The 25,905-nt window shown below is 46.7% G+C and carries 35 protein-coding genes; 5 read left to right on the top strand and 30 right to left on the bottom strand.

Annotation, left to right across the window (positions count from 1 at the left end):
• Positions 1–66: 66 nt before the first annotated feature.
• The 7 genes from ABXS70_RS17995 to ABXS70_RS18025 all read right to left on the bottom strand — a co-directional run bounded on the left by ABXS70_RS17995 (position 67) and on the right by ABXS70_RS18025 (position 4,387).
• Entirely contained in the window at positions 67–291 is a 225-nt protein-coding gene (locus ABXS70_RS17995; protein WP_342554943.1) for a hypothetical protein, read from the bottom strand.
• 70 nt (positions 292–361) lie between these two features.
• Entirely contained in the window at positions 362–850 is a 489-nt protein-coding gene (locus tag ABXS70_RS18000; RefSeq protein ID WP_342554942.1) for an isochorismatase family cysteine hydrolase, read from the bottom strand.
• A gap of 51 nt (positions 851–901) precedes the next feature.
• Entirely contained in the window at positions 902–1,615 is a 714-nt protein-coding gene (locus ABXS70_RS18005) for an AAA family ATPase (RefSeq protein ID WP_366289627.1), read from the bottom strand.
• A 113-nt stretch (positions 1,616–1,728) separates the two neighbouring features.
• Positions 1,729–2,679 (bottom strand): radical SAM protein, encoded by a 951-nt coding sequence (locus ABXS70_RS18010; RefSeq protein ID WP_366289630.1) that lies wholly within the window; start codon positions 2,677–2,679, stop codon positions 1,729–1,731.
• 140 nt (positions 2,680–2,819) lie between these two features.
• Positions 2,820–3,476 carry a pyridoxal 5'-phosphate synthase gene (locus ABXS70_RS18015; RefSeq protein ID WP_366289633.1) on the bottom strand — a complete coding sequence of 219 codons (657 nt, stop codon included), beginning with the start codon at positions 3,474–3,476 and terminating at the stop codon, positions 2,820–2,822.
• Between the two features lie 112 nt (positions 3,477–3,588).
• Entirely contained in the window at positions 3,589–4,203 is a 615-nt protein-coding gene (locus tag ABXS70_RS18020) for a histidine phosphatase family protein (protein WP_366289636.1), read from the bottom strand.
• A gap of 115 nt (positions 4,204–4,318) precedes the next feature.
• A complete protein-coding gene (locus tag ABXS70_RS18025) occupies positions 4,319–4,387 on the bottom strand; it encodes a DUF2569 family protein (protein WP_366296678.1) in 69 nt (22 codons plus the stop codon).
• 146 nt (positions 4,388–4,533) lie between these two features.
• Here ABXS70_RS18025 and ABXS70_RS18030 point away from each other — a divergent pair, with 146 nt between their 5' ends.
• Entirely contained in the window at positions 4,534–5,478 is a 945-nt protein-coding gene (locus ABXS70_RS18030) for a hypothetical protein (RefSeq protein ID WP_366289639.1), read from the top strand.
• Positions 5,479–5,520: 42 nt separating this feature from the next.
• Here ABXS70_RS18030 and ABXS70_RS18035 read toward each other — a convergent pair whose 3' ends face one another.
• The 8 genes from ABXS70_RS18035 to ABXS70_RS18070 form a co-directional block, all read right to left on the bottom strand.
• Complete coding sequence (locus ABXS70_RS18035; protein ID WP_342554936.1) at positions 5,521–5,820, bottom strand: RNA polymerase alpha subunit C-terminal domain-containing protein; 300 nt, start codon at positions 5,818–5,820, stop codon at positions 5,521–5,523.
• Positions 5,807–6,601 (bottom strand): hypothetical protein, encoded by a 795-nt coding sequence (locus ABXS70_RS18040; protein WP_366289642.1) that lies wholly within the window; start codon positions 6,599–6,601, stop codon positions 5,807–5,809. The genes ABXS70_RS18035 and ABXS70_RS18040 overlap by 14 nt, the downstream gene beginning before the upstream one ends.
• Positions 6,602–6,638: 37 nt before the next feature.
• The gene (locus ABXS70_RS18045; protein WP_342554934.1) at positions 6,639–7,232 is read right to left on the bottom strand and encodes a DUF4304 domain-containing protein; all 594 of its coding nucleotides are present in this window, start codon (positions 7,230–7,232) and stop codon (positions 6,639–6,641) included.
• Between the two features lie 73 nt (positions 7,233–7,305).
• The gene (locus tag ABXS70_RS18050; RefSeq protein ID WP_366289645.1) at positions 7,306–7,863 is read right to left on the bottom strand and encodes an NUDIX domain-containing protein; all 558 of its coding nucleotides are present in this window, start codon (positions 7,861–7,863) and stop codon (positions 7,306–7,308) included.
• Between the two features lie 208 nt (positions 7,864–8,071).
• Complete coding sequence (locus ABXS70_RS18055) at positions 8,072–8,749, bottom strand: ABC transporter ATP-binding protein (protein ID WP_366289648.1); 678 nt, start codon at positions 8,747–8,749, stop codon at positions 8,072–8,074.
• A complete protein-coding gene (locus ABXS70_RS18060; RefSeq protein ID WP_366289651.1) occupies positions 8,746–9,921 on the bottom strand; it encodes an ABC transporter permease in 1,176 nt (391 codons plus the stop codon). Before ABXS70_RS18060 ends, ABXS70_RS18055 begins: the two co-directional genes overlap by 4 nt.
• Before the next feature lie 67 nt (positions 9,922–9,988).
• The gene (locus ABXS70_RS18065; RefSeq protein WP_342554930.1) at positions 9,989–11,377 is read right to left on the bottom strand and encodes a HAMP domain-containing sensor histidine kinase; all 1,389 of its coding nucleotides are present in this window, start codon (positions 11,375–11,377) and stop codon (positions 9,989–9,991) included.
• On the bottom strand, positions 11,374–12,051 hold the full coding sequence (locus tag ABXS70_RS18070; protein ID WP_342554929.1) for a response regulator transcription factor: 678 nt from the start codon (positions 12,049–12,051) through the stop codon (positions 11,374–11,376). Before ABXS70_RS18070 ends, ABXS70_RS18065 begins: the two co-directional genes overlap by 4 nt.
• Before the next feature lie 334 nt (positions 12,052–12,385).
• Between ABXS70_RS18070 and ABXS70_RS18075 the strand changes: the two genes are divergently transcribed.
• On the top strand, positions 12,386–13,369 hold the full coding sequence (locus tag ABXS70_RS18075) for a cation diffusion facilitator family transporter (RefSeq protein ID WP_342554928.1): 984 nt from the start codon (positions 12,386–12,388) through the stop codon (positions 13,367–13,369).
• A gap of 219 nt (positions 13,370–13,588) precedes the next feature.
• On the opposite strand, the gene ABXS70_RS18080 is transcribed toward ABXS70_RS18075, so the two are convergent.
• From ABXS70_RS18080 to ABXS70_RS18120, 9 genes are all read right to left on the bottom strand, one after another.
• Positions 13,589–13,969, bottom strand: a complete 381-nt coding sequence (locus ABXS70_RS18080) for a VOC family protein (protein ID WP_342554927.1) — start codon at positions 13,967–13,969, stop codon at positions 13,589–13,591.
• Positions 13,970–14,110: 141 nt separating this feature from the next.
• Positions 14,111–14,494 (bottom strand): hypothetical protein, encoded by a 384-nt coding sequence (locus ABXS70_RS18085; protein ID WP_366289656.1) that lies wholly within the window; start codon positions 14,492–14,494, stop codon positions 14,111–14,113.
• A 30-nt stretch (positions 14,495–14,524) separates the two neighbouring features.
• On the bottom strand, positions 14,525–15,373 hold the full coding sequence (locus ABXS70_RS18090) for a hypothetical protein (protein WP_366289659.1): 849 nt from the start codon (positions 15,371–15,373) through the stop codon (positions 14,525–14,527).
• Between the two features lie 423 nt (positions 15,374–15,796).
• Positions 15,797–16,660, bottom strand: a complete 864-nt coding sequence (locus ABXS70_RS18095) for an MBL fold metallo-hydrolase (protein WP_366289662.1) — start codon at positions 16,658–16,660, stop codon at positions 15,797–15,799.
• A 168-nt stretch (positions 16,661–16,828) separates the two neighbouring features.
• On the bottom strand, positions 16,829–17,695 hold the full coding sequence (locus tag ABXS70_RS18100) for an aminoglycoside phosphotransferase family protein (RefSeq protein WP_366289665.1): 867 nt from the start codon (positions 17,693–17,695) through the stop codon (positions 16,829–16,831).
• Between the two features lie 21 nt (positions 17,696–17,716).
• Entirely contained in the window at positions 17,717–18,004 is a 288-nt protein-coding gene (locus tag ABXS70_RS18105; protein WP_366289668.1) for an SHOCT domain-containing protein, read from the bottom strand.
• A 34-nt stretch (positions 18,005–18,038) separates the two neighbouring features.
• Positions 18,039–18,359, bottom strand: coding sequence for a hypothetical protein (locus tag ABXS70_RS18110; protein WP_366289671.1), 321 nt, complete (start codon positions 18,357–18,359; stop codon positions 18,039–18,041).
• 4 nt (positions 18,360–18,363) lie between these two features.
• A complete protein-coding gene (locus ABXS70_RS18115; protein WP_366289674.1) occupies positions 18,364–18,909 on the bottom strand; it encodes an HAD-IIIA family hydrolase in 546 nt (181 codons plus the stop codon).
• A 78-nt stretch (positions 18,910–18,987) separates the two neighbouring features.
• Positions 18,988–19,200, bottom strand: coding sequence for a hypothetical protein (locus tag ABXS70_RS18120; RefSeq protein WP_342554919.1), 213 nt, complete (start codon positions 19,198–19,200; stop codon positions 18,988–18,990).
• A 144-nt stretch (positions 19,201–19,344) separates the two neighbouring features.
• On the opposite strand from ABXS70_RS18120, the gene ABXS70_RS18125 reads away from it, so the two are divergent.
• Together ABXS70_RS18125 and ABXS70_RS18130 are read left to right on the top strand one after the other, a co-directional pair.
• Positions 19,345–19,857: a sigma-70 family RNA polymerase sigma factor gene (locus tag ABXS70_RS18125; protein WP_366289677.1), complete on the top strand. Its 513-nt coding sequence runs from the start codon at positions 19,345–19,347 to the stop codon at positions 19,855–19,857.
• Positions 19,857–20,933, top strand: coding sequence for an anti sigma factor C-terminal domain-containing protein (locus tag ABXS70_RS18130; protein WP_366289680.1), 1,077 nt, complete (start codon positions 19,857–19,859; stop codon positions 20,931–20,933). Before ABXS70_RS18125 ends, ABXS70_RS18130 begins: the two co-directional genes overlap by 1 nt.
• 179 nt (positions 20,934–21,112) lie before the next feature.
• Here the strand turns inward: ABXS70_RS18130 and ABXS70_RS18135 are convergent, their stop codons facing one another.
• The 5 genes from ABXS70_RS18135 to ABXS70_RS18155 form a co-directional block, all read right to left on the bottom strand.
• Positions 21,113–21,976, bottom strand: a complete 864-nt coding sequence (locus ABXS70_RS18135; protein ID WP_366289683.1) for a DUF4085 family protein — start codon at positions 21,974–21,976, stop codon at positions 21,113–21,115.
• A gap of 39 nt (positions 21,977–22,015) precedes the next feature.
• A complete protein-coding gene (locus ABXS70_RS18140) occupies positions 22,016–22,525 on the bottom strand; it encodes a hypothetical protein (protein WP_342554915.1) in 510 nt (169 codons plus the stop codon).
• 60 nt (positions 22,526–22,585) lie between these two features.
• Complete coding sequence (locus ABXS70_RS18145; protein WP_366289686.1) at positions 22,586–22,810, bottom strand: hypothetical protein; 225 nt, start codon at positions 22,808–22,810, stop codon at positions 22,586–22,588.
• A 225-nt stretch (positions 22,811–23,035) separates the two neighbouring features.
• The gene (locus ABXS70_RS18150) at positions 23,036–23,530 is read right to left on the bottom strand and encodes an NUDIX domain-containing protein (protein WP_366289689.1); all 495 of its coding nucleotides are present in this window, start codon (positions 23,528–23,530) and stop codon (positions 23,036–23,038) included.
• 19 nt (positions 23,531–23,549) lie between these two features.
• Positions 23,550–23,963, bottom strand: coding sequence for a helix-turn-helix domain-containing protein (locus tag ABXS70_RS18155; RefSeq protein ID WP_342554912.1), 414 nt, complete (start codon positions 23,961–23,963; stop codon positions 23,550–23,552).
• 275 nt (positions 23,964–24,238) lie between these two features.
• Here ABXS70_RS18155 and ABXS70_RS18160 point away from each other — a divergent pair, with 275 nt between their 5' ends.
• On the top strand, positions 24,239–24,835 hold the full coding sequence (locus tag ABXS70_RS18160; protein ID WP_342554911.1) for an NAD(P)H oxidoreductase: 597 nt from the start codon (positions 24,239–24,241) through the stop codon (positions 24,833–24,835).
• A 221-nt stretch (positions 24,836–25,056) separates the two neighbouring features.
• On the opposite strand, the gene ABXS70_RS18165 is transcribed toward ABXS70_RS18160, so the two are convergent.
• Positions 25,057–25,698 carry a FusB/FusC family EF-G-binding protein gene (locus ABXS70_RS18165; RefSeq protein ID WP_342554910.1) on the bottom strand — a complete coding sequence of 214 codons (642 nt, stop codon included), beginning with the start codon at positions 25,696–25,698 and terminating at the stop codon, positions 25,057–25,059.
• Positions 25,699–25,905 lie beyond the last annotated feature (207 nt).

Genomic DNA, 25,905 nt, shown 5'->3' on the forward strand with positions numbered 1-25,905 from the left:
GAGCCTTGTTATCTGCCCCAAACACAGACCGCCCGAGGGCGATAGTTTCTTTAAGAAGTTCATCCATTATGCCTTGTTTCCTTCTTTCGGTACAAACAAAGCAGCAGCAAATGCAGCAGCACTTACAAGCGGTAACCAGGTCATCCAACCCATCATAATCAGTACAGGTGCCAGAATCAGAATGACACTGAAAAACACCATCAGCCTTAACTTTTTCCTGAATCCTTTGAGGGTCCAGATCACACCTGTGAACGAGAGAAGAAGTAAGAGAGCGTTGTAGTATACATCCATATCCTCCAGCCTCCTTTTAGAAAGTAAACGCTGTTCTTTGATCCATTTGGATATCTGCTTCCGTTACCAACTATCGAATCAAATAATCTACTACCGGATACGAGATTACATTACGGTCCCTGTATGTGGAGGATACCGCCTCAGTATGGGTGCTGAGAATGCCATTTTGCAGCATCACAGGCCTGAAACCGCGTTCCGCTGCACCATTGTATGTGAACAGCACACACTCTTCTGCCGCAAATCCTGCGATAATGAGCAGTTCGATGCCCTGATTTTTCAAGGACTGCTCCAGTCCCGTTTGCCAGAATGCGTTGGAACTCTCTTTTGTGATCGTCATATCCTTCTCATCCACGTCAATCTCGGGAATGACTCGATACAGTTCCGGCTCTGCTCCCTCCATCCCCTCGACATCCTGCACATGTACAACTGCGTGGTCATTGGAGCGGAGTACGTTCGCCACATGATTAATATATTCGCAGGCATGGTCGATGGCCTTCTGATCCATCTGTTTGCGTACAATACTCTCCTGCATATCAATAATTAACAATCCTGCTTTCATCCCATCTCTCCTTAACTCGTTTGTTTTCCAGCTGGTTCCTGCGTTCTCCATTTATTCATCCTTAAATAATTCATGCAGCATACGATCCCGATTCTCCAGAAAGCTGCGGGTGATCAGGTAATGATCCGTATCCTCGTACATCATTTTATGAATATGACCGTCATCAAAACTCAAAATCTCGGCCCCCGGATACCCAAGCAGAATGGGTGAATGTGTTGCAATAATAAATTGCGAATGACCGGATAAATCATGGAGAATTCGCAGCAATGAGAGCTGCCGGGCTGGGGACAAAGCCGCTTCCGGCTCGTCAAGCAGATAAATGCCTTTGGAGCTGAAACGATTGATGAACAGATTAAGAAAAGACTCCCCATGGGACTGCTTATGCAGCGAACGCCCTCCATAGTATTGAAGTGATCCCGGCATCTCATCGATATGGGATGCAAATTGATAGAACGACTCCGAGCGCATAAAAAAACCATTGGTGATCTTGGGCATCCAGGCCAGTCTCAAGTAGTCTCCAAGCGCTGACTCTGACGCATGTGTCTCAAAATAGTTATTGCGCCCGCCCCCGGCAGTGTTGAATCCACACTGATGAGCGATGCCTTCGAGCAGCGTTGATTTTCCCGAACCATTTTCACCCACGAAAAAAGTAACGTTATGGCTGAACTCCAAACGATCCAGAGATTCAATCGAGGGAATATGAAACGGATACTGCTCCGGATGATCAATTTTGTCTGTCATCAATTCGACTCTTCGAAGATACATGATCGACCTCCTGCACTGAGTTGACTCACGTTCATCTTCCTCCATCGTACCCTATAACCGTTTAAATGGGAAAGCTCTCCCATCAAAAAAGAGCGAGCACATTGGCTCACTCCTTACGCAAACAAAGCATCATATGCTGGACAAGGCCGCTTATCCAGAAAGTCCGTCAAGGCAGCAGGCTGCTGCTTATAAATATCCTTTAATGACGTTCCGTCATAGATGTTCCCGATGACCACCGGATGACAGAGTTCACAGATCAGAATATCTCCATTGCCATGCAGGTGCAGCTGCTTCGTCCCATCCACACAGTTCGAGAAGTATACCCCGGGCTGTTCACGCAGATCCAATTGCTCAGCAAACCGATCCATGCATGTAAAATAAAGCGTCGTATCCGGCTTTTTATTTTCAATTAACGCCGTGACTGATTGAACCAGCGACGCTTTGGAGACAATCTGACTCCAGTCGGTGTGCGGCATCTTGATACTGTTCTGAATCTCATGGATGCGCACGCCCAAGTTGTAGACTTTATCGCTAATTGCCTGCATACTGTCCTGATTGCCTTGGAACAGCAGGGTTTCCAGCACCGTCTCCAGACCCAATTCCGTGCACAGGCGAATGTTATGCTCTAATCGCTCATACATGCTGGGATGCACACGGTAATAGGCAGCATACGAATCCGCATCGGTATAGTTATACGAGATATGAATGTTAGACAAACCCGCATCCCGCAGCGCGATAATTCGTTCCTCGGTTAGCAGACTCGCATTTGTATTCAGCTGTGTATCGATGCCTTGTGCCGCACAGTACGTTACGATCTCCAGACAGTCCTTATATTTCAGCGTCACTTCCCCGCCTGACAAGCGTACCCGTTTAAGGTGAGGCAGCTCACGAATGATGCGGATGACCTCTGCGCTGCTGATGCACTCGCCATCATCTCGATTGTACGCACAGCAGTAGTCGCATTTATAATTGCAATTCGAGGTTACCCCTACCTCCAGCCCTTCCAGTTCATAAATACCGGGTGTCTCCAGTTCAAGTGCTTTATATTTATTTCGAATCGTCATACGCTCTGCCTCCTGCTTCCCTGCTTCATTTCAGTTCTATCGTCCTGATAACCTGAAAATTATAGCGAAGGACATTCTACAAGCGCTATGACATTACGTACAGTTGTCTTCGTCACTCCTGCTGCTGTGTGCCTGTACTTTCAAGGCCACAGCCTGTTCTTTTGCCAATGTTCATCCTGCAGCTTATATTGTACACGTAAATGTTTGCGCTCCGTATCCCCCTGCCAGAACTCTACTTCCTCTGCATGCACAGCATATAAACGCCAATAAGGCGCAGCAAAATCAGGGTCATCCTGAAGGCGTTTCCTCTGAGCTTCAATAGAACGTTCCAACTCGTCTTCACAATCCAGCAGCTGACTTTGACGCTCCGTCATGGCTGCCGCTTTGGCTCCAGGTTTGCGTTTCCGGAAGTCCGCTGCCCCTGCTTCGTCCCCCTCATCTTGAGCAATCCCCCGAATTCGAATCTGTCTTCCTAATGAAGGCCAGTACAGGGTAAGTGCGACCCTTGGGTTATCCTTCAACTGCCGGCCTTTTCGACTGTTCGAGCTGGATGCAAAATAGAAGGTATCCTCCATAATATGTTTTAAAATTAACACCCTCGCATCGGGATAACCATGCTGATCCACTGTAGAGAGAGTCATGGCATGAGGCTCTTTTACCTCCTTTTCGACAGCCAATCTCAACCAATCCAGAAATAACTCTCCCGGCTGATCCGGCAGCTGCTCCATATTCCACATGGGGAATGGTCCAGATAAAGATTTGAGATGATGCAGCAGTTCTTCTGATTTACCACTCATGTGTCGGCCTCCCTACTTCTCGGATTTGATGATGTGCATTGATGTTACATATGGGCACTCTATAATTTCAGACGGATAAAACTGGCGACAGCAGTGATGCCGATGGTTTTTCTTATCTCAGGTGAGGAATCCTGTTAGGGTGTATTATGCTCCAGCCCTCCTTATGTTTCTCGATCGTATGAATGCTTGTATTGTCGATGGGATAGAAACTGGACTTGCTGCTCCACTCCCTCTTAGCCAAAAGATAATACAGAATATTGATTACTCCTCCGTGTGTGACCAAGAGAACGTTGGATTGAATCTGTTCCTTTTCGAGTTGAATACACAAATGTTCGAACGTGTTTCTAATTCTTGTATGAAAATGAATCGGACTCTCTCCGCCGGGAAAAGCAGTACTCATGTCTAACGTATTAAAATAAATACCCGGGTACTTTTCTTCCGCTTCCGCATGAGGCATACCTGCCAGCTCACCATTGTTCATCTCACGCCACTCAGGTGTGTACATGATCGGCATATCCAATGCGGCTTCGATTTCACTGCTTGTCTGCACCGCACGGGGGAGATCACTGCTGATAATCGTTTGAATATCATACTGCTCCGCATGCTCCTGCAGATACGTCCCTAATCTTCTGGCCTGAAGAATTCCATGATCGGTAAGTCCCCGCTGACTCCAGCCACCGCGGTAACCTTCTTCATCTGCACCGTGCCGAACTAGATAAATCTTCACGTCCCACGTCACCTTCCACTATAGAATCTAATATGTATATAACCCCCTGAATAACCCTAAAAAAACCGATCTCAGATCACTTCGATCCAAACTCGGTCATTTCCTGCTCCGTCATTTAACGAACAAACGTATTCCGCACTCGTTCTGACTTGATAAAATACGGAATCCAGGTCTCACAAGCTATAGCGGATCTTGGCTTATTTACTTATTTTATCGCTCGTTATACTTTCGCCATGTTCCATCCAATCTGCTTATGGCATCATTCAAGGTAACTACAGCAGCCCAAGGTACTGCTTGCATTGGTTTATGATCATAAGGGAGGATTTAACGATGACTGATTCAAAATTAACATTATTACCTTTTGCCGACATCTCCTGTTACACCGAGGATTTCAGCATAATCTCTGTGCAGTGGGGACATGATGGCCTTGCATATATCCTGCTCATCAACAATGTTCCTGAACGAAAACAGGACATGTTTGTACAGACCAAACTCCAGAAAACCTACACATACAAAGTGCTGATCGTATCGAGTCAGTATGTAGAGGAAATCATTATTCAGGGGCAGCAGTATCACTATCATTACGTGCAGCCGCTGCAGGAACATCTGCTGCTGGTTGGCGCTCGCAGTACCTATTACGGAAATGGTAAATTTGATCTGAATGCTAAATTATGTGATCGGCAGGGTACAGCAATTCGTGAATTTCTACTAGGCGATGGCATTCAGAGTGTCCAGGTGACGGAACAGGGGACCATCTGGACCAGTTACTTCGATGAAGGTGTGTTCGGTAATTACGGCTGGAATCCGCCTGTTGGGGAGAGTGGGCTGCTCGCTTGGGACGCTTACGGGAAGATCATTTATAAAAATAACAGCGCAGACATTGCCGACTGTTACGCACTCAATGTCGTGAACGAACAGAAAGTCTGGTTCTACTATTACACTGATTTCAAACTCGGCTGTATTTCGGGAGAGGTCCGCACAGAGTCACCTCAAGTTACCTACTTGAATCCGAATATATCCGGTTCCTCGGGTTTCTGCACGGATGGATATCACTTCTTGTTTGATGCCGGGTATGAGAAGCATGGAACATTTATTTTCAAGATAATGCAGAAGCCTGGCAGCCTCACCAAGGGAACGAAGTTCACATTGCTGAACGAAAAAAACAGCCCGTTCCAACAGGCACGACAAGATTTTCGACAGGATCGCCTGCTGCTGAGTGAGGGGAACTTACTGTATCAAGTAACGATGGAAGAGCTGTTATCGGTTATAGAATAGTTCTGAAAAGGTGGAGGAAGAGGAAGGCGAACAGCAAAAAGCTTAAGGCTGCGCCTTGAAACATAGTCCCTCTTCCTCCAGCGACTTACGCAGTATGGGCATGGACGAAGGTCCGATCCCGTGCAGCTTTAAAATGTCTTTCTCCGTATACTCGGCAAGTTTCGGGAGGGTTGTGATTCCCTCTGATTCCAGTGCACGTCTTACCGGAGCAGACAGCAGGCTCATAAATCCCTCTTTCGGTTTCCGTTCTGCTTCGCATTTGGGGCAGGTAGAACAGTCACTTTTTTTATAAAATACATGCCCCTTCTCACAAGTCCGCCTTGTTCCTTTATTGGTTGTCATATGTGATTTCCTCCCCTATAACCTCTACGGATCCGATTTGTTTTAATTTTGGCAGCGTTTTCTCTAACATTCTTGCTTTATCTCGAATCTGGATATACAGCACCATGCCATCCGGATCTCCCGCTTCAAGACCGTGTTCTTCTGTATAGGACAGATAAGCATTGAAATGCTCCGGCGCAGTACCTTTACTAAGGATAGCACAACTGAACCAGAAATCCGTATATTCTAGAGCTTTGACGATCTCTTCTTTTGTCTGCAGTTCATACCACAACACACTTTTAAAATGCGGAGGTACATCAGCATGCTTCAGCCACAGCTTATTTTGGTATTTCACTCTTGGACGAATGAAATGCCGCACAGATTCAGGATACTCTTTTAATTCATAAGTCGTACACATGTCATATAACAACTCTTGAATTTCATTTTTCAATCCATTATCTATGTCGTCCAGTTCCTGCTTGCGAAACTCTTCGATCCATTGTTCATTGGTCACATTAACATCTTTCCTGAATGATTTACGTTTTAATACATCGACTACTCTGTTTGCCATTTCGTAATCTGGGTCCCATAACACACCCGCATGGAATTGTTCTAAATTCATTTTTGATATCAACGCTTTATGGGAATCTTTTGTTTTGTCGTATTCTATAAAATGAAATAATATCTCTTCGTTATCTTCCTTGAAGGCTAAGATGAGCTCAGCTAATTCGGCGCTCGGCCCGAAGCCTAGTTCATATCCGATCTCTAATTTGATGGGATCTAGATTTAAAAATAGTTTCAATGTTGATCTCTCCTGGTCTGCAATCAGAGTTATTTTTTCACCTACCGCACGAGGCAAAAATAGCTGCATACTTCTTCTCAAAGATTGCCCAGCGATTTTCGGCTCCGTATTTGGCCTGCAGCTGCTGCAGATATTTCTGAGCAGTCGTCGTATCACCATTTTGCAGCAGATAATGAAAGGTTTCTTCGCTTAAATGTAATGCTGTCATTCTCATATAATACTCCACAATATCTCTGGTGCTGGTTATGTTCCGCATATATTCCACAGCTTCTTCGAGATGAGACAACAATACTTTTGAAAAAGTGACCAGGTCGGCGTCAGATGTCAGCGAGTAGCGGTCTGGAGCAGATGGAACAATCTCTTCAATCCTGCAGTTTAGATGAGCCTGCTCCTGTATCGTTTTACCGCCTGATATCATAGACTGCAGCTGCGCCAGCTCCTTGGAATGAATCATGCAGTTCATATAGAAGCGAACGTGATTGGCTGTATTGGATTGAGACTTCTGAATGTTGAATGTGTAAATAAGATCGCCTTCGACTCTTCGAAAATTCAGACCTTTTTTGGTATAACCGTGACGGGCAAACAAAGGTTTTACTTCATTTTTAATCATCTCTTTAAAAAGCCCCTGCATCGAAACTCCCTCCCCTCAAATCCAGCAAATCCAGCATAGGTTAATTTCTTCCAGGACCATGCGGTGCTCTTCCCTAGTTCTGTCCACTACCTTCGTGTTTTTCTGCTTCCCGCAGCACATAGGCCAGTTCGTACATTTCAGCTATATCCTGCCGATTCTGCTCCCGGAAACGCTGGACCGCTTCATCGATATTAACCACCTCAACCGACACGACCTGCTCTCCATCCTCGGGATTGAGCGGATCACTGACCAATTCCACATCGCCATACCCAATCACTCTAACGAAATGTGGATGTGGTATGTACGGCCGATACGGCGAAGGTGCACTGGAGGTACAGTGGAATTGCCCGAAAATCTGATAAGAACGCAGCTCCGCACCCAACTCTTCCATCAATTCACGTTCTAATCCGCCCATGTAAGGCTCGCCTGCTTCCAACGTTCCTCCGGGCAGCTCCCACAATCCGTTATCCAGTTGAAACACAACACACTGTTCCCCGACAAACGGAATGATGCTCACGTTGCTCACCAGTGTCTCGTCTACTTGCTTGCCCAGCCGGAATTCAGCCTCTACAATTCCCCAATGGATCGTCGTGCTCAGTGCAGGAAATTGTGCTGCATCTATGCCGCTCATCTATGTCCACTCCTCTCCAAGTTCAATTCCTGATAGCCTGATATTATGCAGTGATCCGGTTCAAGTGCATATGCTTCATACTCTTCCGATTATAATCGAAAACACAAAAAGAAGGCCAACTCCCCACACAGGGTATATGGACCTTCCGTTAACATGTTCAATATCAATAATGAGCCGTATATTTTCTCGAATCGTATTCCAAACGTCCTTAATGCTGAACCAGCTTTCCCTTTTCCAAAAAAAGAACCCGGCTGCAGAGCGGCAGAATCCGCTCATCATGCGTAACCATCACTGCACTTTTGCCCTGCTCCTTGACGAGCCGTGCAATCGTGCCTACAATATCCAGCCCGCGCTCCGCATCCAGGCTGGCCGTCGGTTCATCCGCCAGCAGCACAGCCGGATCATTCATCAGCGCCCGCGCAATGGCAGCGCGCTGGCGTTCCCCGCCCGACAGCTTATCGGTGTAGGCTTTACGGCGGTGAGACATGCCCACCGTCTCCAGCAGCTCACCTGCACGGCGCTCGGCTTTGCTTTTATCCATACCTGCAAGCTTCGCCACCACCATCAACTGCTCCTCCACCTTCAGGTAAGGAATCAGATTGGCACTTTGAAAAATAAATCCGAGCTGGCGCAGCCGCACATCCGAGATATCTGTCCTGCTTTTGCCCATAATCGAAGTACCGTCCAGCAGTACATCCCCGTCCGTTGGTTGAAGCAGTGCACCTGCAATGGACAGGAATGTGCTTTTGCCAGAGCCCGAAGGGCCCATTACCGCGACAAGCTCTCCTTCTGCCACCTGCAGATCAAGCCGATCCAGAATCGTCCGCGGGCTGCCGCCGTCATCAAATGTCTGTGTAATGCCTTGCAATTCCAGTCGGTTTCTCATGCTGCCGTCCTCCCAATTGCATCAAGTGCATCAATTTTAGCGACCTTCCACACCGAGAATAACGAACCCGCCATCGACATGAGGATGAACAATACACACGTTAATGCAAGCGTGGATAATTCTAATTGAAAGGGCATTGATGCGGGCAGCACAGATTCAAACAGCCTTACAAGCAGGACGCTAATGGCCAAACTGCCCACGGATAACAGCAGGACCTGCAGTGATACACTGCCTGCCAGATAACCGTTTCGGGTCCCGATTGCTTTTAAAATGCCGAACTGACTGGTCTTCTGAATCGTTATCACATAGAAAAATACAGCAAGTACAAACGCCGAGATCACATATAGAAAAGCAATCATCATCAGCAGCGAGCCCTGCTCCTCCTTGTAACCAGGGATAGCAGATACCGCCTCCGATTTGGTGATGATCTCTGTCTTGGGCAGTGCAGCACTCAGGCTGCTCATCTGATCATCTGCATCCTTGACCGCAATGGCATTGTATACTGGCGTAACCGATGCTGCAGATGCAGCACCAGCGCCATTGCCGATTTCAGCTTCACTCCCCGCTGCCGATGGCACCTGTGCAGCTCGTGATCCAACCTGCAGTGCGAGCCATTCCTGCTCATTCAGGAATACCACTGGTGCGTGGCTGAACGATTCATTTTGTACAAAACCACTGACCGTCCACTCGGTTCCCGAAGCCTGATCTACCAAAACCGTGCCGATCGTTACGCCGGATTTCGCGAGCTTCCGATCTACCACAACCTGTCCCGCGGACTGATCATTGATCGCTCTGCCTTCGGTAACCGTTGGCGCAAGCCAGCTGCCCGGGTTCACCATAAAGAGGGCGACGTCGATCTTCTTGGTATCGTCCGCCGGACTGACGGTGGTCATTCGAACGCCAAGCGGCTCGGCATGATCCTGCCCAACGACAGCACGCGCCTCATCCAGCTCCTTCTGACCTACCTGTGAACGAGTGAAACGATGATTCGAATCCTGTTCGAGTACAAAGCGGGATGCTGCCATATTTTTAATCGAAGCCGCGTTATCATACGACAGCCCCTGTGCAAGTCCGGTTACAAACAGCACCAGAAACGAAACCAGCACCATGATCGTGGCAATCAAGGCATAACGTCCCTTTGCAAATCTCATTTCTCGTAAAGCCAAGTACATATGCTCTGACCTCCCTCTTGATAACCCAAGTATAAGAGGTGAAAATGAACGGAAAATGAATAACAGATTACATCTGCGGGAGCGTCACGGTGAAGACCGTGCCTTTGGCCGAACTGGACACCTCAATCGTGCCGTGATGGATGCGGATAATTTTCTGCACAATCGCAAGGCCCAGGCCCGTCCCACCGGAAGAACGTTCACGCGCATGATCCGCCCTGTAGAAACGATCGAACAGAAACGGCAGATGCTCCGCTGCAATTCCGTCTCCGTTATCCTGAATATAAACGACACATGCGGTATCCGTCTGTTCTGCCCGAACCTCAATGCTTCGGCCTTTCGGCAGATGCTGCACCGCATTACCCAGCAGATTCATCCAGACCTGCATCAGCAGCACTTCGTTGCCCTTAAGCGCTATGGAATCGGGTATGGACATGCGAAGCAGCAGCTCCTTATCCTCCAACTGCCACTGCAGTACCTGAACGGCCTGACGGAATTGATCTTTCAGAGAGAATGCGGTTTGGGTCTGAGTCATATCTTCATGTCCCTGTTCAAGGGAAGAGAGCAGCAGCAGCTGTTTACTCAGCGACGAAAGATGTCTGCTCTCCTCTTCAATAATGGATGCGTAATGCGCCCGTTCTTGCTCCGGTAATTCCCGATCCGCCACCAATTGGGCAAACCCCTGAATGGAGGTTAAAGGTGACTGGATCTCATGTGAGACATTGGATACGAACTGCTGCCGCGCCTGATCCACCCGTTCCAATTCGCTGCTCATCGTCATAAAATGCTGGGCGAGCTGGCCAATCTCGTCACGTCTTGCTGTATTTAATTTCAGGTTATAATTGCCCTGCGCAATGCGTTTCGTCGCTTCGGACAGCCGTTCAATCGGATTCACCAGATAACGCGTGCTGAACAGAAAGATCAGGACACTGATGCCCACCGTTAAAGCCCCAATAAGTGCAAAGAAAATGCGCAGTTCTCCAAACTGCAGGATCACATCGGGACGCATGAACATGGCATAGCGAGCATCGCCTACCTGCAGCGGAACACCCACCGTATTGCTTAATTGATTATCAAAAAATCCCGTAATAAATGGTTGGCTGGGAAACTCGGCCACGCCATGGTACACATCGCCCCCCAGCACCAGACGTACAGCCTGCCTGTCCAACTCTTTTTCGCGGAACTCCCGACCGTAAAACTGATCATGCCCTTGACCGTCTGTGACATAGATTTCGTATCCTAATGCCGCTGCGTTGTGAAGATATCGCTCTACCGTACCCGGCTCAGGCTGCTCTTCGGCAAACTTTTTCATGTCCATGGCGATACCGACCAACTTCTCATCATTAAAGTCTTTAAGTTTCGCATGATAATAGATGTTGGAGAAAAAGAACCCGAGAAGACTGCTGACGATAATCACAGCCACCGTAATGAGAAATATTCGAACGTACAGCGTTCTCAATGAGATTTCACCTCGATCTTGTATCCAATCCCCCGCACCGTATGGATTACAAAATCATTTGTATAATCCGCAAAGCGGTCACGCAGCCGTTTGATATGTACGTCTACCGTTCGGTCATCTCCTTCATAATCCGCCCCCCAGACCAATCGAATCAGTTCGTCCCGCGAAAAGAGGCGTCCGGGAAACTGCGCAAGCTGCGACAGCAGTTCAAATTCCTTCATTGGTAAAAAAAGAATCGACTGCCCGTCGCTCACTTCCACATTGCTGCGGTCAATCACAATCCGGTTCATACGAATTATATCGCTGGAAGTCCGGTGATATCGGCGAAAAAGAGCTTTAACCCGGTATACCAGTTCTTCCGGTTCGAATGGCTTCGTTACGTATTCATCCGTACCTCGCAGATACCCTTCTTTCTTGTCTGACAGCTGATCCCGTGCCGTCAGCAGCATAATGGGAATATCGTAATGCTGACGGATGTAGTCACACAGCTCAAGTCCATTCATACCCGGCATCATGACATCCAGAATCGCCAGATCGATCGGCGTCTCCTGTATGATTTTGACGGCTTCCGCACCGTCCTGTGCTTCATGTACCCGGTATCCTTCCTTCGTCATAACGTGGCGCAGCAGTGCGCGAATATGGCCATCATCGTCTGCCAGCAGCAGATGTTTCATCTTGTTGTCCGCCCTTCTATAGTGATCCTGCCCCGATGGTAGCACAAATGCGAAGCCATTAGCCAGTACAGCTGCCAGTAGATCTCCATTACAGCTGTCTGTGTCGATACATGTTTATATTTTCGCCAATCTGGTTGACACTACTATGAGGGAGATTTATAATAAATCCATAACATATGAGTGATTGTTCATATGTTCATATAATATATATAAGAATTCGTTATCCTTTTTACTATGAAAGGAAGAAGCACAACCACAGTCGCTGGAAATACACAGCATGTCGTTATCAGGTAACTTACATAATGGAGCAAGGCTCCCAAGGAGAGGATTTACAATGTCGGGACAACAACACAGTCATACCCATGGTCACGACCATGGACATCATCATGCTCACACCACCAATAACAAAAAGGTACTGCTCTTTTCCTTTATTATCATTACCTTGTACATGATCGTGGAAGCCTTCGGGGGATTCATCACCAACAGTCTCGCGCTCATCTCTGATGCAGGTCATATGCTCTCGGACTCCATTGCGCTCGGCATTGCTTTGCTGGCGTTCACGTTCGGGGAAAAAGCCGTCAATACAGGCAAAACCTACGGATATAGACGTTTTGAGATTCTGGCAGCTGCACTGAACGGCATCACGTTAATTGCTATTGCCCTTTATATTTTTTACGAGGCTGTAGGCCGTTTCATCAACCCGCCTGAAGTTGCAACGGTCGGCATGCTGATCATCAGTACAATCGGATTGCTCGTGAACATTCTCGTTGCATGGCTCATGATGCGAGGAAGCGATACGGAGAATAACCTGAATATGCGCGGGGCTTACCTTCATGTCATCAGTGACATGCTCGGTTCCATCGGCGCCATTGCTGCCGCACTGCTCATGATGTTTTTCGGGTGGGGCTGGGCTGACCCGCTGGCAAGTGTCATTGTAGCAGCGCTCGTACTGCGCAGTGGATTTCATGTCACCAAATCCTCGCTGCACATTTTGATGGAAGGTACGCCGGCTAATGTCGATGTCAACGATCTGGTGCAGACCATGCAGCAGGTAGAAGGTGTTAAAGGTGTGCATGATGTGCACGTATGGTCGATTACCAGCAACCTGAACGCGCTGACCGCCCATATCGTCGTGGATGGAACGATGGATGTATATGCATCCGAGATTCTTGTGCAGCAAATCGAACATCTGCTGGAGCACAAAGAGATCAAACATGTCACCCTGCAGGTCGAGTCCGAAAAGCATCTTCACGACACCTCGGTTCTCTGCACCGTGAAAGGCGACGCACCTGATGCCCATGCGCATCACCATCATTAAATCTATCGCAGGCGGACTGCCTGCTTATATCTAATAAGACAAAAACAGGACGATTCCAGTGAAGGGATCGCCCTGTTTTTTGATGCTGCATTGTTAACATCAACGCTGCGTTAGTACAACAGAGCATTAGCATAGCGTTGGTATCAGCTTAGCCTTAGCGTTCGCTATGGCATGGGCATTAAAGTTAGCTGTATGCTTTGCTGTTGTTTATGCTTTTGTTTATGCTGCAGTAAACTCCAGAAATTCCAGCCGATTCCCGAAGGGATCATTCAGATAAAAGCGCCGGACTCCCTCATCTGCTCTTGCCTCATCATCGATAACTTGAATACTGTGCATGTGCAGGTGTTCACGCAGCTGCTCCAGATTCTGTACATGGAATGCCGGATGGGCTTTGGAAGCGGGTACAAAATCATGCTGCACACCGATATGCACCTGATGATCTCCGCATTGAAACCACACACCGCCGCGTTTCTGCAATGCTTCAGGCTTAGGAATCTCTGTCCAGCCCAAGATTTGATTAAAAAAATGTCTGGCTTCCTTCTCGCACCCCGCAGGAGCTGCCAGCTGCACATGGTCAATGCCTTTGAAATGAAAGTTCATGTTATACACACCCTCTCTAAGTTTCATTTGATGAAACCTAGTTTTATTTTAACACTTCCATTTTATAGTTAAACGAGCAGTAAATCCAGTCTATTTTTTCAGCAAACTACGCGCTATGTACCTTCACATTAATATATGGGTCTAGATATCGATCTCGTCCCAGTTAAGAATGACATACCCCAGCTGACATAACAGAATAACCAGATAGCTGATGTTGATGATCATGCTTCTTTTCACATTTCTAATCTGCCTCGCATGTTCTTCTGCATCTATCGCTCCGCGTCTCGCTCTGAAATTTATCCTCTGATTTTGCTTCCATATTAGGGCGAACTCCAATACTCCGAAAACTCCCCAGAACAGTGTAAATAATAAAGAAGCTGCATTGAATACCGACAGCAGCATGAGTATCCCCATATCCCAACCTTGTTCTATCCCCCATCTAAAACTGAAATGTACCATGATCGTCAAAGCTGCAAGCCCAAAACCAATGTAACTTAAATAAGGTATAAATCGGGTTCCACGCATTTTTCTTCCCCTCCTTAGGTGACATGTCATTCACCTGTAAAGCATCAGCTTTTGAGCTTCCGCCGTCAGTCCGAATGAAATAAGTCTGTCTTTCATCGCCCGGTACACATCTGGATCATTGAACCCTTGTGCCTGACTGTCGCGGATGAAACTAAACAGACCGATTGGATCTGCACTCGATAGGTAAGACAGCAGCTGTTCCTCCTGATCATATGGAATCTCCTTGCCATACCACGGATGCGGAACGGCTGCCGCAGCACCATCACTCATCATGCCTTTCCCCAGCGCAGCACCAAGACCATCAAGCGTATCGACAATGACTTCGCTGCGTCTGATCTGCCGAGCTTCCTGCATATAAGAGTAACCGTCCGGGATCAGCTGCAGGTCAAATCGCTGCACAGCCCAGTTCCGAACCTTGTTTTTTTCAAGATGCCAACGTTTTCTATCAAAGTATTCACTTTCACTCATGTCCTCTGCCTGTTCTTTCACAAAGTTGAGATACTGCTGTTTTGATTCAAACTCATTGAGCAGTAAGTCCACGTGACCTGAGAAACCTAACGCAAAAAACTCTCGGATATTGCTGGCCACAATTCTGGCATAACGTCCAAAATCCGTTGGATCTACACGTATGATAGGTGCTGCGCTTAAGTCCGAAATATGGCTGAAGTCCGTCAAAAACGAAAAATGAATGCCGCCCATGCCCGTATTGGCAAATACGATGGCATCCGCGGGAGAACACAGATAACCGCCATGGTCATGGGGGTCGAACTGTAGAAAATACCCCGTTGGCGTCTCCAGATAAGGCACTTCATGCTTGATTTCCTGCTCCCATTCCATCATTTCCTGCAGCAGATCAGGAATCTTATAACTGCTTGTCATCCCTATTTCTCCTCCTCTGTAAGATTGCCTGAGAATCCAAGCTGGCAAATGCATCAATTTTCATTGTATCACGATTCAACTTCAGCGCTAACGATCTGGAGAAGCCTTATTCAGCCATATGTAATCACTTCACATTTCTAACGATTCACAGCGACGCTATTTCGCTGATTTCGCCCCAATCGAGGATATTTTTCAGGTTTCTTGATGGAATAAGCTTCCTGGGAATCGTTAGAATGTTGAAACTCCCCATGGAGGGCAAATAAGGTTCGTGGAAATCGTTAGATTTTAGTTCATCTCCATTATGAAGTTCGGCAGCGCCTATACTCAAGTCGTATGTCACGTAACGTTAAAGCAATAAAAAAGCCCCGGCTTTAAGCCAGGGCACAATTGGTATACAGTAAAATGTACAGCCACCGCTATCTTCTAATTGGACGGCAATTCAGCATTTAGAATCCGATCATTGACCAATGCTTTTAAGAAAAACAACTCATCCCCCACTGGAGCGCGCCCCTGTTCTCGTTCAAACGAATCCATCGCTTCTTCCAGAGATGTCGAGGTTACAGCTTGGCTGCATGCCGTCAATTGACCGAAGAACATATCCATTTCTTCTTGGTCACAGATCGACTCATGCCCCAGCAGGAAATGAACTGCATCGTAACGCTGTATATCCTCGATCATAGGCAGCAGTAGGTGCTGCTTATAATGAAACAATGAACGCGTCGTCGTAGAATAAGGGCTATCCCCAAGGAATAACGTTCTCTCATCTGGAACATACACAATAGTTGAGTCATCGGTGTGTGTACTGCGAATCTGTTCCAGTGTACACACTTTGTTCCCCAGATCAAGCTCGAGAGAGCCTTCGAACACAATTCCCGACCTGCCTAGTGTAAACGATTCTCGATTCGGCACCTCATTCTGGATCATTTGCATGCCATGTGCACTCAGCCTGTTCCCCTCTACATACTTAAGGAGCGCAGCATCATCAAAGGTATATGCTCGCCACTCATTCAAGCGCTGCTCTGTTAGACGATTGACGATAATCACTGCATCTTCATATTGATTCATTCCCAGAAAATGATCCCAATGTGCATGAGTGATAACCACATACCGAACTGGGGGCACCTGCAATTGCCGAATCTCGGCCAGGAACTCTTCAGCATGCTGAACCGAATTGCCCGCATCGATCACAAGGCTGTATTTTTCTCCGCATACCAATCCAAGCACCGGTCTTTCTCGTTCATTATCATTAACCATATAATAAATGGACTCGCTTAATTGTTTTAACATGTCAATTCTCCTCTTATATGATGTTTGATGTCATAGGTAGAGAAAAACCACATGTATTTCGAGTGCATATCATGGGATTCTTCTCCGTTTATGCGTTTACCAATGGAATGACCTCCTTTACCCTGCTGATATCATCATTACAATCTTTCATTTTTTCAAAAATATGCATTAATGCTTCTCACACTGCCGTTTCCACAAATCCCACGCTTCTAGATACTCAGGCAGGTCCTGCGGATGATGTTTGTTACTGAGCCCAACCCGGCAGTATAGATGAACCAGGGCTTCTTCCATCAATCTGAATTTATCCATATGCACCTGTTCAAGGTGCTCAAATACCTCCCATAACAATGTCGGGTCGAGGTCATCGGGTGAGGAACAAAAAGCATAGAGAAAGTCATAGTGAACCGGGCCCACCATGGGAGACGGATCGATCACCCCGATCATTTTCTTTTCCTTGAATACCACATTATGTACACCTGCATCCCCATGCAAAAGAAACCTCGCCGCCTCATCCTCATGAAACAGACGATTTACTGTAGATAGAACTAGATTGTAATCTTCCAATCCAAGTACATCACCGAGATTCTCTCTCGCCTCTTCGATACTAATCTGATTGAATACCTTCCATGTCTCACGTGGATACTCCATTCTCCCCCATGAATCTGTATCCGGCAGACGAACATATGTATTAAACAGTTCTTTCACAAGCCGGGTTAACCAGACTTTCTTCGTCCCCCGATTGTAATGAGTCTCCCCCTCCCTATAGCTGTATACAAAGTAAGTGTTGTCCTCAGCTGTAAAGAGAACCTTCGGCAGCAGCATCACATGACTGTACGCAGCCAAAAACTGCTGTGCAATCTGGATTTGTTCCGGATCATCCCATTTCAAAATATACTGCTGGCCCGAGCTTCCACGAAGTCTCAACACCCGTCCATCCGTCGTGCCTGACAACTCCTCTGCTTCTACAATCTGTTCGTGAATCATATGTTTGTGAAACAGCTCAGTAATCTCCTTGAGACCTTGATTGTTGTTCATGTACTTCACCTGTTTCTAATTTCATCTTATTTTTGCAAGCAATTTCTCTTTTTTTTGATCGAATTCATACTCCGAAATGATATTTTTGTCCCTTAATTCCCCTAACTGCAAAAGCTGTTCATGGACATTAACCACTGGTTTCTTCAACTTATTGACCATTACAAGCACAAAAATCGAATAAGGTATGGCAAACAACATAGATACAAGTGCTATAAATGCAGCAGCGCCCTCGTCTATGGGTCCCAAAATAAATATGAATAATAAAGTCAATGAGAATATTAAAACTGCGATGATGGATAACGCCTTCAATTTCATTTCCCCTTCGATTTCGCTTAGTTCTATTTCAATCCTCGAACGGACTGTGGGCGCTGGTCACTTCCTGTATAATTACGATTGGATCAGAGATTAAACCAAGCTCCTCATCCTTCGGATACGTTACCGCAATCGTAGGCTCAGGTCCTGCATAAGCCATCATCGATGCCATATCCTCCCACATGGTGCACAGGAAAAAGTGCGCGTATGCACCCTGATCAACAACCTTCAGATAGGCTCCGCAATTCCCTTGGATCGCCATTGTATCCTTCACACCTGTTTCATACTCATATTCCAAAAAAGCTTCCTTATGCTCCATCGGCACTGCTCCATGCCATGTTCTGGCGATCATGAAATCACTCCTTATAAACGAAATTACCAATAATCCAATGCACGGCCTCCAAAATATCTGCCGCAACATAATCCGGTTCAGTCTGAGCCCATTTCTCTCTGAACTTCGTTAATGAAGATTCTCCCCAACCTGTTCTCACCATCACCTTGACGGCTCCTACCGCGTGAGCAGCAAGCATGTCCGTATCACCTACGTCGCCAATAACGATGCACTTGGTCAAGTCCAAGTCATGCTCCTCAGCGGCCTGAAGTAACATGCCGGGTTTTGGCTTTCGACAGCTGCATTCTTCTTCATGTGAACATATGTAGGCCTGATCGAACCCATACTCCTGAAACTGCTGCTCGAACTCCTGAACGGTTGCTTGTCCGCGTGAAATTCGGTATTGGTTCGTAAATGCAAATACCTTCGTTCCTGTCCCCTTTAGAAGCGTAATCGCTTCCTGTGCATTCGGATATAACTCAAAATCTCTCGGATGAATAAAATGCCCCGTGCCCCCGATCGTGCCATCTCTGTCGATAAAAACAGCTTGAACGTCTTGAACGGAATACATCAAATGTGTTCACTCCTGATACAAGTTATTGGTTAGGCTCCATTTACATTCCAAATCACACACAGGTGCTCACCGCGGCTACACTTTCTCATCGATAAAATGTTTACTTTCCTGCTGCTTGGTGTGCCGAAGTGTTCTGACTTCCGCTCGCAGATCACGTACTTCTTTCATTAAAGAATCGAGTTTTCTTGATGTTCTGGACGAATCTACGGCATAGCGTACGATCGCTATGACGATCAGAACAACAATAATAAACACAAAAGCTGCGATTAACGCTGTAATCCATTCCATATTGTTGAACACCTCCCTGATGAATATGAACTGATGTGTCTGGCAATAGGGTGGTTCAACCCAAGTCATACCTAAACTTTCAATTTAATTGTAACATTTTTCAACTCCATCCGTTGTCTTATTTGAAGGAGGATGAAATCTGGAATGAGGAGTGATTTATATGCCAAACTGTTCAAACAGTACCAATCCTCCCTGCAGCTCTATCTATACCGGATGTGTGGATCACAGGAGATCGCTGAGGAGTTAGTTCAAGAAACATTTTACAGAGCTATGGTATCGATGAAAACAAACCATGCAGCCTACGCCCGAGCGTGGCTGTACAAAGTAGCCAGACATTTATTTATCGACTGGTATCGAAAAAATCGCGGAGAATTGGAAATGAGCCGGGAATTGGAGAAACAAGGTGTAGAAAATACATATCGTACGCCTGAGGAAATGCTCGCTGCCCGTGAACGATCAAAGCTCATTCAGCAGGTGATGAAAATGCTTCCCGAACAGTATCGGACTGTACTGCTGCTGCGAGAGTTGAATGAGCTGTCCTATAAGGAACTCTGTGAGGTTCTGGATATGAATATGAGCCAGGTCAAGGTAACCCTGTTCCGTGCCAGAGCACGGTTCAAAGAAGAGATGTTACAGATGAAAGGAGAGAATGAATAATGTCCAAACCAACAGAACCAGACGATCTGTATGTGCTGCATCAGGATGATTTTGAACCGCAGCGCCCGGAATGGAGTCATAAGCAGTTCAGACGCATGGTATGGAGAACACGCTGGAAATTTTTTCTCAATGCGGGGGGAACTCTTCTTGTCGTTGTTATACTCTATCACGTCTATGTGTCTGCACTGCATATCTATTTCGATCAATCGAAAGTGCGCAATGAGTTTATGCGTTCGATTGTATCTGTAGTTGAGATGAACGGTGACGGACTTCGAGTGGATAAGTCGAATAGGGGGCCGTTTGAAGTTACCCCTTTTCTGACACAGAAGGCTAATCTGAAAGTATATCGCCAGGTCGGCTCATGGGAAGTAATCACTGGCGAGGTTCAGGCCGAACTTAGTATTACCGGTAAATTCAGTTATAAGATTACCAAGACAGGAGCTTATCTGAATGGCAATGATACAGGTCCGTTCTACCTTCCGTATGCTTTAGTCGATGGCAAACCTGAACAGGAAGGTTCTGAGCAAAACAGCAGCCTCAAGCGGCTTCGTCAAATAGATGACGGACATGTCGCCGAGATGTCGATGTCTTTGAAAAATCTGAAATCGCCTGAGCAGCTGATGCAGATTCTCTCTAAATACGATGTTGGAGTCACGGCTATGCCCATCTATTCAGGCGAGCTGCAGGAAAAGAATCTTTCCTATTCACGTGCAGGTATGTTCGACTACAATACGCCTCATCTGAGTCTCAAACCTCTGTATGAAATGGGGGAAGATGGATCCAGATGGTTTATTTACTTCCCCGCAGAACCTGAAGATCAGAAGCAGGCACAGCCAGAAGGATCGATGAAGGAACAGGTCGAATTTATGATGTCTGATCTGGAATGGATGTCCGGTAATTTGAATTACAGTGGTCAGGAATTCGATCAGCGGCGTCTTGCCTACTTGAAGGAAAATGGCGTACAAGTATATGGGGCGGTTGTAACTGGTCCTGTACGTGAACTGCAGAAAATTGCTCAAAATCCCGAATTTCATCATGTGCATCTGAATCGGGTAGAGATATGGAATTGGGATTAGATTAGATTAGATTTGATTTGATTTGATTTGATTTGATTTGATTATGGTAGACAAAGAGATCCTGCCTTTCTATGAAGGGGCAGGATCTCTTAACTTGGATATTGGTCATCCGCAGCGGTTCAATGTTCTCTTCTGCAGACGGAAGTACAGATATTTCATTCATAATATCTTTTCCCTCCTTACTCGATCTCCGCGATAATATCAGCACACCGCACAATCAGTTCAGGCTTCGATCCCCCGTCCAAAAGAACATGCAGCTCATATCCATTGTCGATTCGATACAGTTCCTCGTACAGCCAGTATGTTCCTACAATCTCGCCCTTCTGCTTGACTATTTCAGCTGCAGTTAGTGTAAGTTTATTCACCTCGGTGAAACCTCCGTCTGTATCAAAGCGAATGACAAGGTCATCGCCTGTCAGCAGTTCGGTCACGGTGCAGTCATGGAACTGTATCCGGCGGCGCACGTCAACCGGAATTTGCTGCGCTGCCATAACTTCTCTGTACGCCTGCTGTACACGCTGCATCTCTTCTGTATTTTCTGCACTTTTTTTCTTCAGCTGCTCCATGACTTCTCTCGTGCAGTACCCCAGGGAGAACACGCGTATATCCGCAATCTGTTCCAATATTTCAGCGGGTAAACGCTCTGCATGGAACTCGTAATGCCCCCGCATGGATTGTTCGTAATCTTCTTTGCACTTCTTTGTATCAAACGCAGGACGGGCATCAAACTCGGCGATCATGTTCTCAATACGTTCGCGCTCTTCGGGAGGCATATGGTAAACGATCTGATCTGCTGGCGTGACCTCTTCACCGCTAAAAGCTTTGTCTGCTCTTGTCAGCACCTGACCATCATGCTCCAGCATGTAACGAGGGTCGGTGTCGTACATCTCTCGCTGAAACTTGACATACTCCTTTTCCTTCCGCTTATACAGCCTTTCGAAAAGGGCTTCATCCAGCGAAGCCGCTCCTCTATGTACTCGCATTCCAAAATGCAGTCCTGTCTGCTGACATAAATCGTACCACTCATTCGTTAAAAATTTCATAGGCATCTCTCCTGCTGCTCTTGCATTTTTAGACACACCCTAGATAGAAGCGTATAACTTTTTAATCTGCGAAGCGAATTTGGCTGCACCGGGAATATGTGTGCGTTTGAAAAAAGCGGTCAGCTGTTTCGGATGATTTTGGACCAGATCATATTCAATAACCGTGTTCGCGATGACCGATCTTGTAAAACCGAGCACCTCCACCACCTCGGAACGGTCCCCTTCCTCCAGTTCTTCACCCTCGGCAAATTCGCCGTCAGGATCATCCGTCAACTGCTCACTGAACGTTAGTCTGGCAGTCACATAAGCCATAACCTGTTCCTTGCCCTCTTCGATCTGTGCCATGATCCACTGCACACATTCCTCTTCAGTTGGAGCAGCGGCATCGAAACCTTCCAGAACATATTTCCGTTCTCGAAAAGATTCCATCAGCATAGGTGCTTCATAACCGGCATGCTCCACAAATTGAACCTGAGGTTTAAGCTGAACGACTTCAGCCGTCAAATTTTTATACCAATCGCCGGTTAGAAATTGTTCGATCGTTATCATGACTGCTCCTCCTGAATTTCCAAGTCCAACTATCGTTTACTTATACACAGACGTATCTGTTTACGCCAAAGTTTGAAAGAATTTATGTTTTATTTCTTTATGGTTCTGTTCGGCCCACTGCTGCACTGCTTCTACCCCTGCGGTTTCCTGACCTTTCTGAAAATAAAAGCATAGATCCATCGGCACAATTCGTTTGCCATAAAGCTTAATCCCGATCCGTCTGTAATTCATATAGATACACTCAATCTGGGAAGCCTCATATTTCTGCTGTTTGGTAGAGATCACATGATCATGTTCCAGCTTAACCCTAGGTTTGGGGGACAACAATCGACGAATAAGAAAGACAATATAAATTAGAACATAGAGAAATATCAATAACCCGAAGTACTCTAAAATACCGTTTCCATCGAAAGAAACCGTTCTGAACAAAATCACCTCAAGAACTAACATACAAATTAGGTTCAATACTGCTCTTGGATAAATCACCTGGAATGTGATAAGTTATCCCTCCTATTTAATCTCCCTCGGGATTCGCAGCCACTTGGAAGGAGTCTTTTTTGCGAAATGCTTTTCAACAAAATCTAAAATGTCATCAATCCCAGGCAGTGCGGCGTTATGTTTGGCATCGTCAAACGTCATCCATTGATACTCACGATGCTCATGATTTAACCGCACTGTCTGATCCTCGGGCACATAACCGACAAATACAGGAGCCATGTAGATATAATCTCCGATTGGTGAATAGAACTGTTCGAACTGGTTCGAAACATATAAATGGACATCTGTCATGCCGGTTTCCTCATGAATCTCCCGAAGTGCTGCTTCCCAAGCTTTTTCTCCCTGTTCGATGCCCCCGCCGATGTAACACCATTCGTCACGCAGCACACGACCAGCGCGCTTCATCATCAACACAAGGTAATCATCCTGACACTTTTTCAAAAGCACAACGGCAACCCCTTCACAGCGGATAGGCACTGCCGGTTTGGCCTGTTCGGTATGTTCCATTCATTCAGCCTCCTGTTGTTCAGCTTTCGGTAGATTTGAATTTCTCCAGTACCTTCGACCGATCCCCGTATACCTTATCCAGATGTTCTTCTCCCCAGTAACATAAAAGGTCCAGAGCCGGTTTCAGCCCGAATGCATACTCCGTCAGCTCATACTCCACCTTGGGAGGGATTTCGGAGTATACCCTGCGCTGCACAATCTCGTCTTTTTCAAGCGCTCTGAGCTGTGTGGTCAGCATTTTCTGCGTAATGCCTTGAATCAACCGCCGCAGCTCCGATGTACGTTTACGTCCTGTAAACAAATGATAAATAATTAACGGCTTCCACTTCCCGCCCATCACCTCCAAAGCGGCTTCGACACCAACTCTATATTTCTTCGGGACAGCCACATCTACAACCGTCTCCGCATCCGTCTTCCCTTGTTCTGCCACCATCGATCCCTCCATAGTCCATGTACGTTAACCCCATATTCACACTGACACAGGCTCAGTAGAACAACCTTACTCAATCTCTCCATCTGCATTCCGGACCGCATATTCGCGTCACATCGCGGTCTGCTCATCAAGGTACATTCATGTTCTCAGGGTACTTTTTTCTCCCTATAGAACATCAAAGTGCGTACTTCCAGATGTTCTCAACCCTGTTTATAATAGCATCAGCAGAGGAGCTGTGGCTACCGAACCAAACTCCAGAAAGGTTGTGATTGATAATGAACGTACTCGTCGTTGTATCCCATTCACGCAAAGATTCCCTGACTTTCCAGGTTACCGATCGCTTTGTTCAAGGTCTGACAGAGGCAGGCCACCAAACAGAAATCGTGGATTTACATGAGATTGGTTTTGATCCGATTCTGCGAGCAGAAGATGAGCCTGACTATACGCAGGAGAATCAGCGCTTCTCCCCTCAGATTGAAACGGAGATCCAGCGGCTTAAGAAACACGATGCGATTGCTTTTGTATTCCCTTTGTGGTGGTGGCATCTGCCAGCCATGCTGAAAGGGTACATTGACCGTGTAATGAACAACAGCTTTGCCTACGGTACGAACAAGCTGCATCATCAGCAGATTTTATGGCTCGCTCTTGCCGGGGTAACGGAAGAACAGATGAACAAGCGCAGCTATGGTGATTCGATCCGCAATCTGCTTAATGTCGGTATCGCCGATTACTGCGGCGTGTCTAATTCAAAGGTTGAGTTCCTATACCATACCGTAGATGCCCCACCGGAACACTATGAGGAACTGCTGCATCAGGCGTATGCGTTGGGCGTTAACTATGCCGGCGTATCAACCGAGCAGCTAACAACATAAATGATGATGTACATGTACCGTTAACGATTGGACAAACAGAACCCCTATTGTGCTTCACATGCTTCGCCTTTGGAAAAATAAATCATCCGTTTCCGCGTTTCAAGAGCGGTATGGTAAGTAAGAACCCAAGCTTATATTAAAAAAGGTCGCTCCAATGAGCGACCTTTCTGGTCTGTAATGCTGCTTGTTTCGTAATATACGCTGTACGCAGCTCTCCAGCCTTATTTAACAGCTGCAAGCAGAAATCTCTCCAGCATGCTGATATCCGTGATGCTCTCGTTGCACGCCTTATCATCCATACACACATACTGACCGATGGAAGCAAAATGGTCCGCCGACGATCCCTTGGTCTTCACATTGAAAAATCCAAGCTCCTGATGACGATGACAGAACATACAGTACCCCTTCTTGTTCGTGGCGGTGATGCGTCCCTCAATCCCGAGGAACTTACCCTCGTGTGGATACACGATGAACAAGCGGCTTGTCGCAATGTCGACCCATCGCAGATAGGTAGTGTGTGCGTAATCGATCGATTCCAGATCGGGCAGCTTGAGCTTTTTGGCCTTCGGAAACAGCTTCTGAATCTGCTTGGCTGTGACCTGTGGATATGGAATCAGGTAGTCCTCAAGCTGATTCAAGTAGGTCTGCACGTCATGCGGCGTCGCGTACGTGGACAGCTGCTCCAGCAGGTGTGTCTGCTCTACCGTCGGATCCTCGAAGATGCCAGCGGCATTCGTACTGACGGTGTACCGGACCGTATCCAACACTTTGGGGTCCACGACCGAGCGCAGCGTTTTCACTAGAAATTCGGCTTGTTTATAAATATAGTTAAATTGATGGTTATGAATAAATGGTGTTTGCATGGCCTTCAGCCCCTTATTTATAGTGGTCGAGCAAATAAGGTGCAAAGCCTGCGGGTTGAACCATGATGTTAATGCTTCTTTCAGGGCACACGATCTCATTTTGTCGCGCCCTACACAAAGTCCGCCCCTATTCAGGCTTTGCGTAAGGCTTTCTAGCGAACGAGCAATCCGGCACAGTCCATATTGCCACGTCATAACCCCCAATGC

It is taken from the genome of Paenibacillus sp. AN1007 (genome assembly GCF_040702995.1).
Classification (GTDB): Bacteria; Bacillota; Bacilli; order Paenibacillales; family Paenibacillaceae; genus Paenibacillus.